The 14,593-nt window shown below is 58.5% G+C and carries 17 protein-coding genes; 11 read left to right on the top strand and 6 right to left on the bottom strand.

Annotated elements, in window-relative coordinates; all coding sequences use genetic code 11:
- Positions 1 to 79: 79 nt before the first annotated feature.
- On the bottom strand, positions 80 to 1,804 hold the full coding sequence (gene ushA, locus AB5Y76_RS07610; protein WP_263717394.1) for a bifunctional UDP-sugar hydrolase/5'-nucleotidase UshA: 1,725 nt from the start codon (positions 1,802 to 1,804) through the stop codon (positions 80 to 82).
- A gap of 261 nt (positions 1,805 to 2,065) precedes the next feature.
- Here ushA and AB5Y76_RS07605 point away from each other — a divergent pair, with 261 nt between their 5' ends.
- The 3 genes from AB5Y76_RS07605 (at position 2,066) to AB5Y76_RS07595 (ending at position 3,873) form a co-directional block, all read left to right on the top strand.
- Positions 2,066 to 2,410 (top strand): DUF2956 domain-containing protein, encoded by a 345-nt coding sequence (locus AB5Y76_RS07605; RefSeq protein ID WP_005349520.1) that lies wholly within the window; start codon positions 2,066 to 2,068, stop codon positions 2,408 to 2,410.
- A gap of 144 nt (positions 2,411 to 2,554) precedes the next feature.
- Complete coding sequence (locus tag AB5Y76_RS07600) at positions 2,555 to 2,890, top strand: hypothetical protein (RefSeq protein ID WP_005335280.1); 336 nt, start codon at positions 2,555 to 2,557, stop codon at positions 2,888 to 2,890.
- A 113-nt stretch (positions 2,891 to 3,003) separates the two neighbouring features.
- Positions 3,004 to 3,873: a hypothetical protein gene (locus AB5Y76_RS07595; protein WP_263717393.1), complete on the top strand. Its 870-nt coding sequence runs from the start codon at positions 3,004 to 3,006 to the stop codon at positions 3,871 to 3,873.
- A 54-nt stretch (positions 3,874 to 3,927) separates the two neighbouring features.
- Here AB5Y76_RS07595 and AB5Y76_RS07590 read toward each other — a convergent pair whose 3' ends face one another.
- Together AB5Y76_RS07590 and fkpA are read right to left on the bottom strand one after the other, a co-directional pair.
- Positions 3,928 to 5,334, bottom strand: a complete 1,407-nt coding sequence (locus tag AB5Y76_RS07590; protein ID WP_005335282.1) for a sigma-54 dependent transcriptional regulator — start codon at positions 5,332 to 5,334, stop codon at positions 3,928 to 3,930.
- Between the two features lie 151 nt (positions 5,335 to 5,485).
- Complete coding sequence (gene fkpA / locus AB5Y76_RS07585; RefSeq protein WP_005335283.1) at positions 5,486 to 6,289, bottom strand: FKBP-type peptidyl-prolyl cis-trans isomerase; 804 nt, start codon at positions 6,287 to 6,289, stop codon at positions 5,486 to 5,488.
- A gap of 118 nt (positions 6,290 to 6,407) precedes the next feature.
- Here fkpA and AB5Y76_RS07580 point away from each other — a divergent pair, with 118 nt between their 5' ends.
- Together AB5Y76_RS07580 and AB5Y76_RS07575 are read left to right on the top strand one after the other, a co-directional pair.
- Positions 6,408 to 7,376: a hypothetical protein gene (locus AB5Y76_RS07580; RefSeq protein ID WP_139743392.1), complete on the top strand. Its 969-nt coding sequence runs from the start codon at positions 6,408 to 6,410 to the stop codon at positions 7,374 to 7,376.
- Between the two features lie 14 nt (positions 7,377 to 7,390).
- The gene (locus AB5Y76_RS07575) at positions 7,391 to 7,606 is read left to right on the top strand and encodes a SlyX family protein (RefSeq protein WP_005335285.1); all 216 of its coding nucleotides are present in this window, start codon (positions 7,391 to 7,393) and stop codon (positions 7,604 to 7,606) included.
- Positions 7,607 to 7,706: 100 nt separating this feature from the next.
- Here AB5Y76_RS07575 and slyD read toward each other — a convergent pair whose 3' ends face one another.
- The gene (gene slyD, locus AB5Y76_RS07570; RefSeq protein ID WP_042052790.1) at positions 7,707 to 8,378 is read right to left on the bottom strand and encodes a peptidylprolyl isomerase; all 672 of its coding nucleotides are present in this window, start codon (positions 8,376 to 8,378) and stop codon (positions 7,707 to 7,709) included.
- A gap of 143 nt (positions 8,379 to 8,521) precedes the next feature.
- A complete protein-coding gene (locus AB5Y76_RS07565) occupies positions 8,522 to 8,725 on the bottom strand; it encodes a YheV family putative zinc ribbon protein (protein WP_005335287.1) in 204 nt (67 codons plus the stop codon).
- Between the two features lie 39 nt (positions 8,726 to 8,764).
- On the opposite strand from AB5Y76_RS07565, the gene AB5Y76_RS07560 reads away from it, so the two are divergent.
- The 3 genes from AB5Y76_RS07560 (at position 8,765) to AB5Y76_RS07550 (ending at position 11,530) form a co-directional block, all read left to right on the top strand.
- A complete protein-coding gene (locus AB5Y76_RS07560; RefSeq protein WP_263717392.1) occupies positions 8,765 to 9,424 on the top strand; it encodes a hypothetical protein in 660 nt (219 codons plus the stop codon).
- A gap of 153 nt (positions 9,425 to 9,577) precedes the next feature.
- Positions 9,578 to 10,477, top strand: a complete 900-nt coding sequence (locus AB5Y76_RS07555; RefSeq protein WP_005335289.1) for a chemotaxis protein — start codon at positions 9,578 to 9,580, stop codon at positions 10,475 to 10,477.
- A gap of 66 nt (positions 10,478 to 10,543) precedes the next feature.
- Positions 10,544 to 11,530: a hydrolase gene (locus tag AB5Y76_RS07550; protein WP_263717391.1), complete on the top strand. Its 987-nt coding sequence runs from the start codon at positions 10,544 to 10,546 to the stop codon at positions 11,528 to 11,530.
- On the opposite strand, the gene AB5Y76_RS07545 is transcribed toward AB5Y76_RS07550, so the two are convergent.
- Positions 11,509 to 12,660, bottom strand: coding sequence for a GGDEF domain-containing protein (locus tag AB5Y76_RS07545; RefSeq protein ID WP_263717390.1), 1,152 nt, complete (start codon positions 12,658 to 12,660; stop codon positions 11,509 to 11,511). The two genes, AB5Y76_RS07550 and AB5Y76_RS07545, sit on opposite strands and share 22 nt — an antisense overlap.
- 97 nt (positions 12,661 to 12,757) lie before the next feature.
- Between AB5Y76_RS07545 and AB5Y76_RS07540 the strand changes: the two genes are divergently transcribed.
- The 3 genes from AB5Y76_RS07540 to AB5Y76_RS07530 are packed head-to-tail and all read left to right on the top strand — an operon-like array spanning position 12,758 to position 14,454.
- Positions 12,758 to 12,982 (top strand): YheU family protein, encoded by a 225-nt coding sequence (locus AB5Y76_RS07540; protein WP_005335298.1) that lies wholly within the window; start codon positions 12,758 to 12,760, stop codon positions 12,980 to 12,982.
- Positions 12,983 to 13,034: 52 nt separating this feature from the next.
- Positions 13,035 to 13,904: a phosphoribulokinase gene (locus AB5Y76_RS07535; protein WP_005335299.1), complete on the top strand. Its 870-nt coding sequence runs from the start codon at positions 13,035 to 13,037 to the stop codon at positions 13,902 to 13,904.
- A 16-nt stretch (positions 13,905 to 13,920) separates the two neighbouring features.
- The gene (locus AB5Y76_RS07530; RefSeq protein WP_005335300.1) at positions 13,921 to 14,454 is read left to right on the top strand and encodes a DUF4136 domain-containing protein; all 534 of its coding nucleotides are present in this window, start codon (positions 13,921 to 13,923) and stop codon (positions 14,452 to 14,454) included.
- Positions 14,455 to 14,593: the final 139 nt, after the last annotated feature.

Below are 14,593 nucleotides of genomic sequence, written 5' to 3'. Positions count from 1 at the left end.
CGCTACCCAACCAACGACAAAGGGCAGCCACTGGCTGCCCTTGGGGATCACATCTGGAGTTAAACGCACCGCTGACGAATCAGTTGCACCCTTCGGTAGATGCTGAGTTCAGATAGCTCACCTCATTGCCTGGCTGATAATCCGCAACGTTGATGGTCTTCTTGATCTCGATGTACTCCTTCAGCACGGCAGCATCCACCAACCCGGCGTTGATGGTATCGATCTTCGGATAGCCGTCACCACCGGAGGCGCTGAAGCTCGGGATCGCGAAGCTGTAGGTTGCTGCCGGATCAAACGCCTTGCCACCGATACTGGTGATATTGACGCTCTTGGCCTGGCAATCCACCGCCATGTTGATACCGCCAAACTGGGCATAACCACCGGTATTGCGGGTCTTGCTTGCCACCTGGCCCAGATAGGTCGCCAGTTCGCTTCCCTTCATGACAGCCTTGTTGACCGTGTTGCCAAACGGGTGCACCAGCAGCACGCTGCGGTAAGTGATATCACCGGCCGGGATGCTGTCACGCACGCCGCCTGAGTTGACGATACCAAAGTCGACACCCAGCTTGCTGCTGGTCGCCGTGGTGATGAGGCGACCCAGGTTGGTCTGCTTGTTGCGAACCGAGTTGCGATCACCAACCAGCAAGCCATCTGCCGAGCCAATGACGACATTCAGCTCTTGCTGACCTTTCTCCTGATAACCCAGCAGGGTGTTATACAGCTCGGGATCCTTGGTGATCTCGTCCTGTACGAACTGCATCTTGGCCGGGTCCTTGGTCACGGCGCCGTTGGCATCGATCGCCTCGCCCTTGGCGTTGCGCTTGATGAGGTTGACCGGGATCAGGTCATAGCTGGTCAGGGTCAACTTGCCATTCTGGTACTCAAACTGGGCACGGCCCACATACTTGCCCCACTCGTGAGCCTGCATGATCCAGGTGCCGTTTTGCTGATCCGGCTGGCAGTTATCACCCGGTTTGAAATTGGCGTACTTGTTGGCGGTACCCGGTTCCATACAGACCGGATTCTGAGAGTGGCCACCAATGATGGCATCCAGAGTCCCTGCCGGCAGTGCACGAGCCATCTCTACATCGCCCGGCGCATTGCTGCCGTGCTGACCATTCTCGTAATGGCCCATGTGAGTGATGGCGAAGACCAGATTGGCCTCCTTGTTGCTGCGGATCTGCTGGCCCAGTTTGGCTGCCTCGCTGGTCGGATCGCGGAACTCCAGGGTCTGCACGTTGTTGGGATCAACCAGCTGGGCGGTATCCTCGGTGGTCAGACCCAGTACGGCGACCTTGAGACCGCTCTCCAGCTTGAACACCTTGTAGGGGTCAAAGTAGTGTTTGCCACTTGCCTTGTCATAGATGTTGGCCGAGAGCATGGGGAACTGGGCCCACTTGCGCTGCTTCTCCAGCACGCTGAGGGGGTTGTCGAATTCATGGTTGCCCACTGCCATGGCATCGTAGCGAATGTTGTTCATCGCCATGAAGTCAGGCTCGGCATCCTGCAGATCTGACTCCGGCACGCCGGTATTCACATCACCACCGGAAAGAACCAGTACGTCACTGCCAGCAGCCTTGGCATCGGCACGCAGCTGTTCGACCAGGGTCTTCTGGGCAGCCATACCATACTCATTTTCAGCGTTGTGCCAGAAACGGCCGTGGGTATCGTTGGTGTGCAGTATGGTCAGTTTGCAGACATTTTCGGTGCAGGGTACCACGCTGTCGTTTTTGGAGATATTGCAACCCGTCAGTGCCGCCAGCACGGCCAGGGCCACGCTGCCTTTGATAACGTTATTATTCATTTCCATATCACCTTGATTGTTTTGTTATTTAGTGACCCTATCCAGCAGGTCGGGCCCAAATATAACAAACAACGAAGAAGAAATTTTCATCAGCGACTCACAAATGTTGTTAATTGTGATCGACGGCCAAACTTGCCCTTTGCTGCTGATTTTTAAATGCTTTTATTGATCTATTCCTCATTTGTAGCCATACCTGACCTAGCCCCACGATACGCGGTTTTATGGCATACTCCCTCCCCCCATGCCCGAGGAGATGATTTGATGGCCAAGTACGACAAGATTTCCCCCGAGACCCAGCAGGAGGCGATGAAAATTGCCCGTGCCAACCAGAAGCCGGGGCAGACCAAGGAACAGACCCAGCTTATCGCGCAAGGGATCCAGAAAGGCATCGACGAGTACAAGAAGCAGATGAAGGCGCGGGCCCGTGAAGCGAGCCGCCAGAAAAAATTGCAGGCCAAAGCCAGGCAGCCACAGGGCGCGCCCCAAACCGAAGAACAAGACGATCAGCTGGAGCTGGTTGAAGTAAGCCATCAGCATCCCCTTCCCTGGATATTGCTGGTGCTGAGCTGGCTGGGATTTGCTGCAGCCTGGTTCTGGTTGCACTAAAAGTGCGCTAGCAAACCTTTATCCGGGATACTCTTCACAGCCCGGACCCGGGCTGCTGGTGATTACCTACGAAGAGTGATTAAATCCCGCGCCTCTTGCACCGGACTCCCTGTTTTTTGACGATCAGTTTTCAGGAAAGATGTTATGAACCCCGCTCCGCTCTATCTGCTGGCCCCTTTTGTTCTGTTCCTTGTGACCATGCTGCTCTATCGCATTTCGCCGCTGCGGGCGGTCGCCGCCGGCGGGGTACGCTGGTTTATCCTCCCCGCCTTCACCCTGTTTATTTTGCTGATCATCATCAATGGAGCCGCCGATCCCACCCTGCGCGATCCGGCATTCCACTGGTTGATGCCGGGCCTTGGCTTTGCCCTGAGCCTGTTTCCGGCCCTGCCCAAGGCGCTGGTGCCACGGCTCGCCATCAAGGAGGGGGCCTTTGCCGCTCTCGGTCTGATGCTGATGAGCCTTGCCATGGTCTACTGACCAACCGGCCACAGCAGTTAGCATGATGCAAGGGGCGCTCTGTGACGGGCACCCCTTGTACAAACAATGGCCTGCAGGCATCTTGGTGACAGGATAACCAGCAAGGAGGCCAGATGGACAATCCGCCCGATTTCATGGCGTTGTGGGATTATCAGGATCCCGCCGCCAGCGCCCTGCGTTTTCACACCCTTCTTCCCGAAGCGCGTGCCGCCGCCGACCTGCAACTCGAACTGGAGTTGCTGACCCAAATTGCCCGCACCCATTCACTGCAGCGCCAGTTTGCCGAAGCCCATCAGCTGCTCGACGAGATAGAGCCTCGCCTCACAGATAAAACCCCCAGAGCGCGGATCAGGGCCCTGCTGGAGCGAGGCCGCACCTTTAACTCGGCGGGCGACAAAGCCAGCGCCAAACAGCTGTTTGAACAAGCCTGGCAATGGGGGCTCAAGGAGAAGGAGACCTATCTCGCCATCGACGCCGCTCACATGATCGCCATCGCCGCACCGCTGGAAGAGCAGAGCCGCTGGCATCAACTGGCGATGGAGCTGGCGGAACGCAGCAGTGACGAGAAGGTGCGTGGCTGGCTGGCCCCCCTTTACAACAATCAGGGCTGGACCCTGTTCGAACTGGGCCGCTTTGATGAGGCGAAAATCCAGCAGCAGAAGTGTCTGGCCTGGCATCTGCAACATAACCAGCCGGCCAAGGCGTTTATCGCTCGCTGGAGTCTGGCTCGCCTGACCCGGGCCCAGGGTCAGCACCAGCAGGCGCAGGCAGAGCTGCACCAACTCAAGGCCGATATGGCCGAGGCTGGCGAACCTGAGGATGGTTATCTGTTCGAGGAGCTGGGGGAGAATGCCTTGGTACTCGACGATCCGCTGGCCGCGGAATACTTCTCCCGCGCCTGGTTTCTGCTGTCACAGGACCGCTGGTTCAGCGCCAACGAGGGGGAGCGACTGGCCCGCCTCAAGCGCCTCGCCAAACTCTGATCCCCCAAATAGCAAGGGCGGCACGCTAGCCGCCCTTTCTGCGGGCAAGATGGTTCAGGCCCGATTGGACTCTTCCCACCCCTGCTTTTTACGGTAAATGGTGGAGGGGCTGATCTCGAGCAGGGCCGCCGCCTTGGGAATATTGCCATCACAGCTGGCGATGGCCTGTTCAATCACCTCTTTCTCCACCAGCCAGAGCGGACGAATTGGCCCGTTAGCCACCCCGGTGGTGGCCGGAGCCGATGTCACCGCTGCCGCAATCGCAGCCGGCAACTGGGGACGAACTCCATTGAGTGGTGGCGGCAGAATATCCGGGCTCACCAACTCCTTATCGTTGAGCACCACGATATTGCGCACCACGTTTTGCAACTCGCGTACGTTGCCGGGCCAGGGGTAGTCGAGCAGCACTCGCGCAGCCTCGACATCAAAATCCTTGAAGCGTTTGTTCTCCTCCTTGGCGTAGCTTTGCAGCAGGGTACGCGCCAGCAGCAGGATATCCTCGCCCCGCTCCCGCAGCGGCGGCAGGGTGAGGGGAATGACGTGGAGCCGATAGTAGAGATCCTCGCGAAAACGGCCTGCTTTCACCTCCACCAGCGGATCCCGGTTGGTGGCGCAGATAAAGCGCACATCCACCGTCTCGAGCTTGCCGCTGCCGACTCGCTGCACTGTGCCGGTCTGGATAAAGCGCAGCAGCTTGCTCTGCAGATCCAGGTCCATCTCGCAGATCTCGTCGAGAAACAGGGTACCGCCATCGGCCAGACTGGCCGCCCCCTTGCGATCCCCCTGGGCGCCAGTAAAAGAGCCCTTCACATGACCGAAGATCTCGCTCTCCATCAAATCATGGGGAATGGCGGCGCAGTTGAGGGCGATAAAGGGCTGTTCGCTGCGGGGACTGCACTGGTGAATCGCCTCGGCACACACCTCTTTGCCGGTGCCGCTCTCGCCAGTGATAAAGACGGTCGCCTTACTGGGCGCCGCGCTCTCGATGATGCGATAGACCGCCTGCATCGACATGGAGGCACCGATAAAACCGAAGAAGGAGCTACGCTCGAAGTTTTCCCTATAGTGGGCAACCAGCGAGCTCAACTGCTGGTGTTTCAAGGCATTGCGAACGGTGGCGCAGAGCCGCTTACTGTCAAACGGCTTGGTCAGAAAATCGAAGGCACCGAGGCGCATCGCCTCCACCGCCACATCCACCGAGCCGTGGGCGGTGATCACCACCACCGAGCAGGGCAACTGCTGTTCGGTGATCATTTGCAGAATATCCATACCGGACATATCCGGCAGCTCCAGATCCAGCAGCACCACGGGGGGAGGACTTGCCAGCAACTGTGCCAACGCTTGCTGACCACAGTCGGCCAGCACTACCTCGTACCCCTCCTGGCGCAGGTACTGTTCATAGACCACCGCCAGACTACGGGTATCTTCCACCAGCAGGACACGCGATTTATTTTCAGCCACTGGACTCATCCTTGTATTTGATTCTGCGATCTATTTTGCCTTATTTTCGCGCGCAAACCCAACGCCAAGACAGCTCTGTTATCCCGCGATTGCAGGGAATACACAAGTAAAAACGGCTCCTTAAGGAGCCGTTTTTAACTACAAGAAGGGATTACTTCTTGGCGTCGTCTGCAGTCGGCTTCTCGATAGCCAGCAGCTCAACGTCAAACACCAGCACGGCGTTCGCCGGGATGGAGCCTGCACCGTGCTCGCCATAGGCCAGCTTGGACGGCAGGAAGAACTTGAACTTGGAGCCAACCGGCATCAGCTGAACACCTTCGGTCCAACCCGGGATAACCTGGTTGAGCGGGAAGGTAGCCGGCTCGCCGCGATCGACGGAGCTGTCGAACTTGGTGCCGTCGGTCAGGGTACCGGTGTAGTGAACCTTGACGATGTCGGTAGATTTCGGCTTGGCGCCAGTGCCCATCTTCTCGACCACGTATTGCAGGCCGGATTCAGTGCTCTTAACACCCTCTTTCTTGGCGTTGGCAGCCAGGAACTCTTCGCCCTTCTTCAGATTCTCAACGGCGTCTTTCTCGGCCTTGGCCTTGGTCAGCTCGTTGATCTTGGCGTCGTAATCCTGCAGTACCTTCTGGATCTCTTCATCAGTCATCTTGGCTTCTTTGCCCAGACCGTCAGTCACCCCTTTCAGGATCACGGCGTTGTCCAGTTTGATGCCCAGTTCCTGCTGACGCTCCAGGGTATTGGCGATGTAACGACCCATGGAGAGGCCAATTGCGTAGCCAGATTGCTCTTCAAAGCTCTTGGCTTCGGCCTTGGTCGCCTCTGCCGGCTTGCTGGCTTCTGCCTTCACTTCGGCGGTATTGGCCGCAGCAGGCTTCTCGTCTTTTTGGCAAGCAGTCAGACCGACGGCAACGGCCGCCGCCAACAGGGACACCTTCAGAAATTTGTTCATCAGTTTCTCCAAACTCCAAATACCGCTCTCGGTTCCATCGTGAAATGAGAGGTTTATCGTGATAAGCGCCTTATACTAACGCCGTGATCGCAGGTAACAAAAGCGTGAGACCGCAAAAATGATAAAAAGTGCCATTTATCTGGTGAGCCTCTGTTTAATGCTCACCGGTTGCGAGCAAAGCTCCCAACCCAACCAGCAAATGACCCTCGCCAGCACGGGTCTGCTGACAGCAGATCTCTCCAGTGATGGCAAGCAGGCCATCGTCTCCAGCATCAGCCAGGGCATCATCGTCTGGGATCTGGAACAGAACCGTCAACGCTGGCGCTGGAAGCAATCCGATTCACCGGATGATCTGGTATTCATTACCCGTTTTTCCGAAGGCAACAGCCATGCCGTCACCGCCACCCCAGACACCTTTGCTACCTGGCGGCTGAACGACGGGCAATCACAAGGCTACTACTCACTTCCTGAATCTAGGCTGAGGGACATCGCGCTCTCTGCCGACGGTCGTTATGTGCTGATCGGGCGGGAAGATGGCAAGGCCGAGTGGCTCGATACCCGAAGCGGTCGTCGTCTGCAGTTTCTGGGGCACACCGAACAGGTCAATACCGTGGATCTCTCCGCCAACGGTCGCTACGCCCTGACCGGCGGCAACGACTACAGCGCCTATCTGTGGGATACCCGTAGCGGGCAGGTAATTTGGCGCTTCAACCATGGTGGCCGGGTGATCATGGCCAGACTGGAGCCGAGCGGCCGCTACGCCTTCACCGCCGACAGCAGCCGGGCCAGCATCTGGGATCTGAAAACCGGCAAAGAGGTGAGTCAGCTGCAATATGATCACCGCTTCGAGGTCTACACCAGCGCCCGCTTTGCCAACGATGGCAAGTGGCTCATCACCGGCGCCCCTTCCCGTCAGCTATCCCTGTGGCAAGTGAGCGATGGTGCCCTGCTGCAGAGCTGGCGCGTCTCGCCGCAACCCAAGGTGAAACCGCCCAGCGCAGTGGTCTACGGCGTCGCTTTGCGCGACAATAGCCACCTTGTCAGTGCCAGCTCCAGTGGTCTGGCCGAAATCTGGACAATCAAGTAAGGACCCGAAGGCCCATGAGTCAGCAACTTAACGATCGCATCGAAACCCTGGAAACCCGTCTCGCCTATGCGGAATACACCATAGAGCAGCTCAACGACGAGGTAACCACCCAGGGCCGTGAACTCGATCGGCTCAAATACCAGATCCAGCTGCTGATCGACAAACTGCAAAGCGTACAGCCCAGCCAGATTGCCAGCATGGCCGAAGAGACCCCGCCGCCGCACTACTGATCCGGCACTATCTCTGGTCAGGCAACATGGCTTGGCACAGCTGTCAGCTAATAAAAAACCCGCGATAATCGCGGGTTTTTTATCATCGGCGTGGCCGTGATCAGTGGTGATGGCCCTTGCCACCACAACCGCCGCCACCGCAGCAGCCGCCGTGACCATGGCCGTCACCGTGATCGTGGCCATGATCGTGACCGTGGCCAGCACCGCCGCAGCAACCGCCCTGGCCGTGATCCTCATCGTGGTCGTGACCATGACCGCCACAGCAGCCGCCGTGATCGTGGTCATGACCGTGATCGTGACCGCAACCACCGGCACCGTGAACGTGGCCGTGGGCCAGCTCTTCGGCAGTGGCAGCGCGCACGTCCTTGATCTCGACCTTGAAGCCCAGGGTTACGCCAGCCAGCGGATGGTTGCCATCCACCTTGACGAACTCTTCGGACACTTCAACCACGGTCACCGGACGGTGGCCATCGTCGGTTTCAGCCACAAAAGTATCCCCTTCGGAGACTTCCATGCCGTCGAACAGCTCGCCCGGTACTTCTTGTACCAGTGTCTCGTCATATTCGCCGTAGGCCTGGCTCGGTGCCAGAGTCACTTCGAAGGCTTCACCTACCGCGCGACCTTCCAGCTCGGCTTCCAGGCCAGAGACCAGGTAACGGGTGCCGTGCAGATAGACCAGCGGCTCTTTGCCGACAGTGCTGTCGATGACTTCACCGTGCTCGTCGGTGACTGTGTATTCCAGCGTAACCACGCTCAGAGGAGCTACTTTCATGTCAGGATCCTGCGGATAGAAAAAAACGGGCTCAGAATACCCTAAAAAGCGGGCCGCGCATATGCCGTGCGGCGCCACGGAGTGACGAAAAAAACGGCAACAGCGTCAGCAAGGAGACCCGCATTCCACCCGCCGTTGCCTTATCAGGGGCGAAACACCCCGATCACCTCTTCCGCCTCGCGAGTCTGCTTGTCGACCTCGGCGGGTGTTTGTACCTGGGTATCGCCACAGGCGACGCAGGTCACCTTCTCGACTCCATGCTCCAGATACAGCATCATGTTGTCCAACTTGCCGCACGCCGGGCAAACTGCACCGGCAATGAAGCGTTTTTTACGTCTGGTTTCCATATTTGTTACCTCCAGGCAGCATCATATCAGGGTTTTTACATGCATCACGCCATCGAGTATCACCATTTTTCCTGCCAGGGCCTGCACGCCGGCAACCGCAAACGAACTCCGGTCGGGCAGCTGTTGCGGATCACCCGGGGCGCCGCACTGCTGAGACTGGGCCAACATGAGCTGTTGCTGCCGGCAGGCAGCAGCTTCTGGCTCTGCGCCGATGCCCTCGCGGCCTTCAGCCCCCTCAGCGGTTGCGAGTACGATCAGCTGAATGTCTCTTTGCGCGTGGCTCAGCCGCAGCAAGCAGGCTGGCTGCTGGCCACCCCGCAGCTCGATGCCCTGCTCGACTCGCTGGCTCGGTGGCAACGTCCGAAAGAGTGGCAAGGAGCCTATGGTCAGCGACTGCAGGTGATCCTGGATGAGCTGCAACAGTGCGCCATCAGCCAGCAGGGTCACGGTGAGCTGCAAGCCTGCTGGCAAGCGCTGGCCAATGGCCAACCGGAGTCTCTACAACAGTGGGCACAACAAGCCGATGCGCCGGTGGAAGGGAGTGAATTGCAACAACAGTGGCAACTGCTGCAGGCACTCAGATTGCTCAAGGGCGGCAGCAAGCCCGCACAGGTGGCCAGCAAGCTGGGTTATGCCGATGAGGCCGCATTGCAAGCGGCCTGCCAACAGTGGGGAATTGGCGAGGATAGCGTTCAATAACCGGACGCCGGTGTGAGTGTGCCAACGAAATTGGCTGAATGAGTCCAGTTTTTTGCCAGATGGTCGTTAACAAGGAAGGGCCATTCCCCCCGTAATCCTTTATGCTAGAGGCCTGAAGTGACTGCCAACGTTTCGACCAACAGGACATCTGCCATGACGAGCAAAGCCAATCAATCCCAGGGCATGTTGCTGTTTCACCTTTCAGCCAAACAATCCTTTGCCATCGGTACCCTCAAGGTGAAGGAGATAGTGCCCTACACCCAGCTGACGGCAATGCCCCACTCGCACCCGACCGTGTTGGGGGCTGCCAATATGCGCGGCTCCACCATTCCGGTGATCGACATGGCGATGGCGGTGGGCTATCGCCCCATCAGCAAGGAGGAGATGCCCCACTGCTTCATCATCATTACCGACTGCCGCCGCACCCTGGTGGGCTTTCTGGTACGGGGCATCGACAAGATCACCGAGTGCAACTGGCGCGATATCGAATCCCCCCCCGCCTCGCTCGGTCACAATGTCTTCGTAACCGGCGTGACCCGGGTCAATGACCAGCTGATCCAGCTGCTGGATGTGGAGCTGATCCTCTCCCGGGTCTATCCGGACGATCCGAGCCACCTCTATCCGGTGCTGACCGATGTGCAGCGGGAGCGGATCAAGCCAATGCGGATCCTCCTGGTCGATGACTCCTCGGTCGCTCGCCGTCAGCTTATGGCCGCGCTGGACTACATCAATATCCCCTATGAGGTCTGCACCAATGGCAAGGATGCACTGACCCTGATGCAGACGCGGGCGAGCCAGAAGACCCCGATCGACATTCTGGTGAGCGATATCGAGATGCCCGGGCTCGATGGCTATGAGCTGGCCTTCGAAGTGCAGAGCGACAGCAAACTGGCGGGGGCCTACATCATCCTGCACACCTCGCTCTCCAGCGAGATCAGCGTGGAGCGGGCCCATCAGGTGGGTGCTCATGAGGCGCTGACCAAGTTCGAGGCCAATGAGCTGATCCAGGCCATGCTGCGCGGCGCCGAACATCACGATCGCCTGCTGAAATAAGCCAATGACTGGCGGGAGGAACACGCCTCCCGTCCTCCTTATCTTCGACCCAGACCGACTGACCCCATGCTGACCGAGAGCCACTTCCACGCCCCCTGGTGGGCACGCAATCCTCATCTGCAGACCATATTGCCCAAATGGCTGCGCCGCACCCCAGCCCGTTTTGTGGCGGAGCGGTTTGAACTGCAGGATGGGGACTTTGTCGACCTCGCCTGGAGCGGGGAGGTCTGCCTTGACGAGCGGCCACTGGTGGTGGTGTTTCACGGGCTGGAGGGGAGCATTCACTCCCACTATGCCAAGGGATTGTTCGCCCACCTGCAGCAAGAGGGCAGAGAGGCTGTGCTGATGCACTTTCGCGGTTGCAGTGGCGAGCCCAATCGCCACCTGCAGGCCTATCACTCCGGCGCCATCGGTGATGCGCAGGAGCTGATTGCCGAGCTGAGCCAGCGCTTCCCGGGCAAACCGCTGATCGCCATCGGCTTTTCACTGGGTGGCAATATGCTGGTCAATCTGCTGGCGCGGGGTTGTCCTGCGGCATTGAAAGCGGCGGTGGTGGTCTCGGTCCCGCTGCAACTGGCGAGCTGCGCCGAGCGGGTCAATCAGGGCTTCTCGAAGGTCTATCAGAACTATCTGCTACGCACCATGCGCCGCAACCTGCTCAACAAGATCAGCCAACAGCAGAAAGCGAGTGAACGCTGGCAACCTCGACAAGTGGGGCAGATTGCCACCCTGCGCGATTTTGACGAGCTGGTCACCGCGCCACTGCACGGCTTTCACAGCGCAACCCACTACTACCAGAGCTGCTCGGGACTACCGCTGCTGGCTCAAATCCCCATCCCTACCCTTATCCTGCACGCCGCCGACGATCCCTTTATGTCACACGCGGTCATTCCCCGGCCAGAGCAACTCTCGCCCACGGTGCGCTATGAGTTGAGCCAGCGTGGCGGCCATGTCGGCTTTCTGCACGGCACGCCCTGGCGGCCACGGTTTTGGCTGGATGAGCGGATCAGTCGCTGGATTGCGGAACAGAGTCACTCCGCAACACAGAACTGATTGCGTCCCGACTCCTTGGCCCGATAGAGGGCCTGATCGGCCCGCTCTAGCAACTGGCTAGCCCCTTCGCCGGACACATTGCTGGCAATCCCCTGACTCACCGTCACCCAGGGGGCAACCTCGGACGCCAGATGCTCCAGCTGCAGGCTGGCCAAGCCATCTTGCAGCCGCTGCGCCACGCTGGCCGCAGCCTGACGGTCGGTATTGGGCAGCAGCAGCACAAACTCCTCTCCGCCATAGCGGGCAACCAGATCAGATGGCGTGCGAACCGCACGGTTGAGCGCTTGTGCCACCTCCTTGAGGCACATATCCCCTACCTGATGGCCATAGTGGTCGTTGAAGCGCTTGAAATAGTCCACATCGATCAGGATGAGCGATAGCGGAGCGCCGCTCTCCTGTCTATGGGCCAACGCGCGATCCAGCTCGATATTGAAATGCCGCCGGTTGGCGACAGCGGTCAGAGGATCTTGCTTGGCGAGCTGATCAAGTTGGCGCAGCAGCGTCAGATTTTCATGCTCCCGCATGATCGCCAGCTCAAACCAGCGGTGCAGCATGCGGCGGCCAACCTCCAGCGCAATCACGCCAAACAACACGCCAAGCAGGTAGATCTGGGGAAAATCGACGCGCAAAAAGAGCTCCAACCCTACACCCACCGTCATCGGGCCCAAGAGATAGCCATACAACACCTTGCGATCGGGATAAAACGCGATGAGCGCGGCCAGCAGGTTGAGCCGCATGATCCCGTTGGCATAGCTGACCCCTCCCCGCAGCTCTACCTGACCAATCGTGTAGATGTGCAGCGTCCAGAGTCCGCCCCATAACACCATCACCAGCGCAGCCATCCGTAACCAGAGGCGGTCCTGCAAATGGTCACAAAAGAGGCTGACAACAGGTAGTAGCAATAGCACCACCATGACCAGGGCCAGCTCACTCTGAAAGCGCCAGGGCAAGCTGTCATCACTGGCGAGCCCGACCTGACTGTAAACCTCGTAGCGTATCGAAAGAAACAACACCACCAGCCAGTTCAACAACCAGAACCACACCATGCCTCGGGCAATCGCCTCTCGACGTGCGCTGTCCAGATGCTCAGTCAGGGTTAACGGCGCGCTGCGCTGCGCTTCAGACAACATCTCTCAGACTCCGGTGAAAAGGTAAAAAGTGATTGCATTCGCGGGATTCAACACAACAATAGCCTGACGATCACCTCTTTTGCTGTGAGACCTTTAAATGATCATTCCCTGGCAAGAACTGGACGGCGACACCCTGACCAACCTGATCGAACACTTTGTGTTGCAGGAGGGAACCGAATATGGAGAGCAGGATGTACCGCTTGGCGTCAAAGTCGATGCAGTGAGAGAACAATTACAGCAAGGCAAAGCTGTCATCGTCTATAGCGAGCTGCACGAATCGGTGAATATCGTGATGAAAGACCGCTTCATCGAGCAATCTTGACCCAACCGCAATCCGGACCTTATAACGGAATTCCCAAGGAAGAGAGAATCCCATGTCGGCCAAGCACCCCATTATTGCCGTTACCGGTTCGTCCGGTGCCGGCACCTCCACCTCCACCAACGCCTTTCGCTCCATGTTCCATCAACTGGGATATACCGCGGCTGTGGTGGAAGGTGACAGTTTTCACCGCTACACCCGACCGGAAATGGACGTAGCGATCCGCAAGGCGCGCGAACAGGGGCGTCATATCAGCTATTTTGGCCCTGAGGCCAATGACTTCGGGCTGCTGGAGAGCTTTTTTCAGGGCTATGGGCAGGATGGCAATGGCCAGTATCGCCGCTACCTGCACAGCTTTGACGAGGCAGTGCCCTTCAACCAGATGCCCGGCACCTTTACCCCCTGGCAGCATCTGCCCAGCAATACCGATCTGCTGTTTTATGAAGGGCTGCATGGTGGTGTGGTCACCGAGGATCACAATGTGGCGCGCCACGTGGATTTTCTGATAGGCGTAGTGCCCATCGTCAACCTGGAGTGGATCCAGAAGCTGATCCGGGATACCTCGGAGCGAGGGCATTCCCGCGAGGCAGTGACCGACTCCATCGTTCGCTCCATGGATGACTACATCAACTTCATCACCCCACAGTTCTCGCGCACCCATATCAACTTCCAGCGAGTACCGACGGTGGATACTTCCAACCCCTTCAGCGCCAAGGTGATCCCGAGTCTGGACGAGAGTATGCTGGTGATCCGGTTTCGCGGTATCAAGCAGGTGGATTTCCCCTACCTGCTGTCGATGATCGATGGCTCATTCATGTCGCGGATGAACACCATAGTGGTGCCGGGTGGCAAGATGGGCTTTGCGATGGAGCTGATCCTGCGCCCGCTCATCCAGCAATTGATCGAAACCGGCAAAATAACCTGATTCAAAGGAGTTCACGATGCGGCTTGCTTATCTCTCTGTGGCACTGCTCGCCCTGCTTGGCGGTTGCAGCAGCGGGCCGGCGGCCCCCACGCTGGAGTCCGGCACCATGCTGGTTCGCCCGATGGGCAACTGGACCTATGGTGCAACCCCGCGCTACGCCCTGGCCGAACAGTATCAATTTGCCGGTGAGTTGGCGGAAGGGTGGCTGGAGCCGATGCAACAGGCGGTAAGCCGGGAGCTCAATGGCAAGGGGTGGCAGAGTGCACCGCTCGACGAGGCGGATCTCTGGGTCGCTATAGGCGTCGCGGGCGGCAAGGATATGAGTGACGGCGAGATTTTCGCACGTCTTGGCATGACGCCCGGGGTATATGCCTCGGCCAACCAGCGCAAAGGGTCGCTGGCCATCGTGCTGCTCGATCGCAAAACCCAGAAAGCGGTCTGGAGCAGCATCATCCAGCTGACCAGCGATGTGAGCATTGCAGACAGCCAGCGTCAGGCACTCAGCCAGCAGCTCGCGGCCGAGCTGCTCAATCGCGTCCCCACCAACTAGCGCTTGTTTAGTGATAACGGATGGATAGAAAAACGGCTTGCCTCCCGGCAAGCCGTTTTTTGTGGTCACAACCTCCTGACCCAATCAGGCCTAGGCCAGACCCGGGCACAAAGCTGCACACCTTCAGCTATCTGTGGTC

The sequence above is a fragment of the Aeromonas sp. R1-2 genome (assembly GCF_040908505.1).
GTDB lineage: Bacteria > Pseudomonadota > Gammaproteobacteria > Enterobacterales > Aeromonadaceae > Aeromonas > Aeromonas veronii.
Note: the sequence above shows the minus strand (reverse complement) of the source record. Positions and strands in the feature narration are given on the sequence as shown.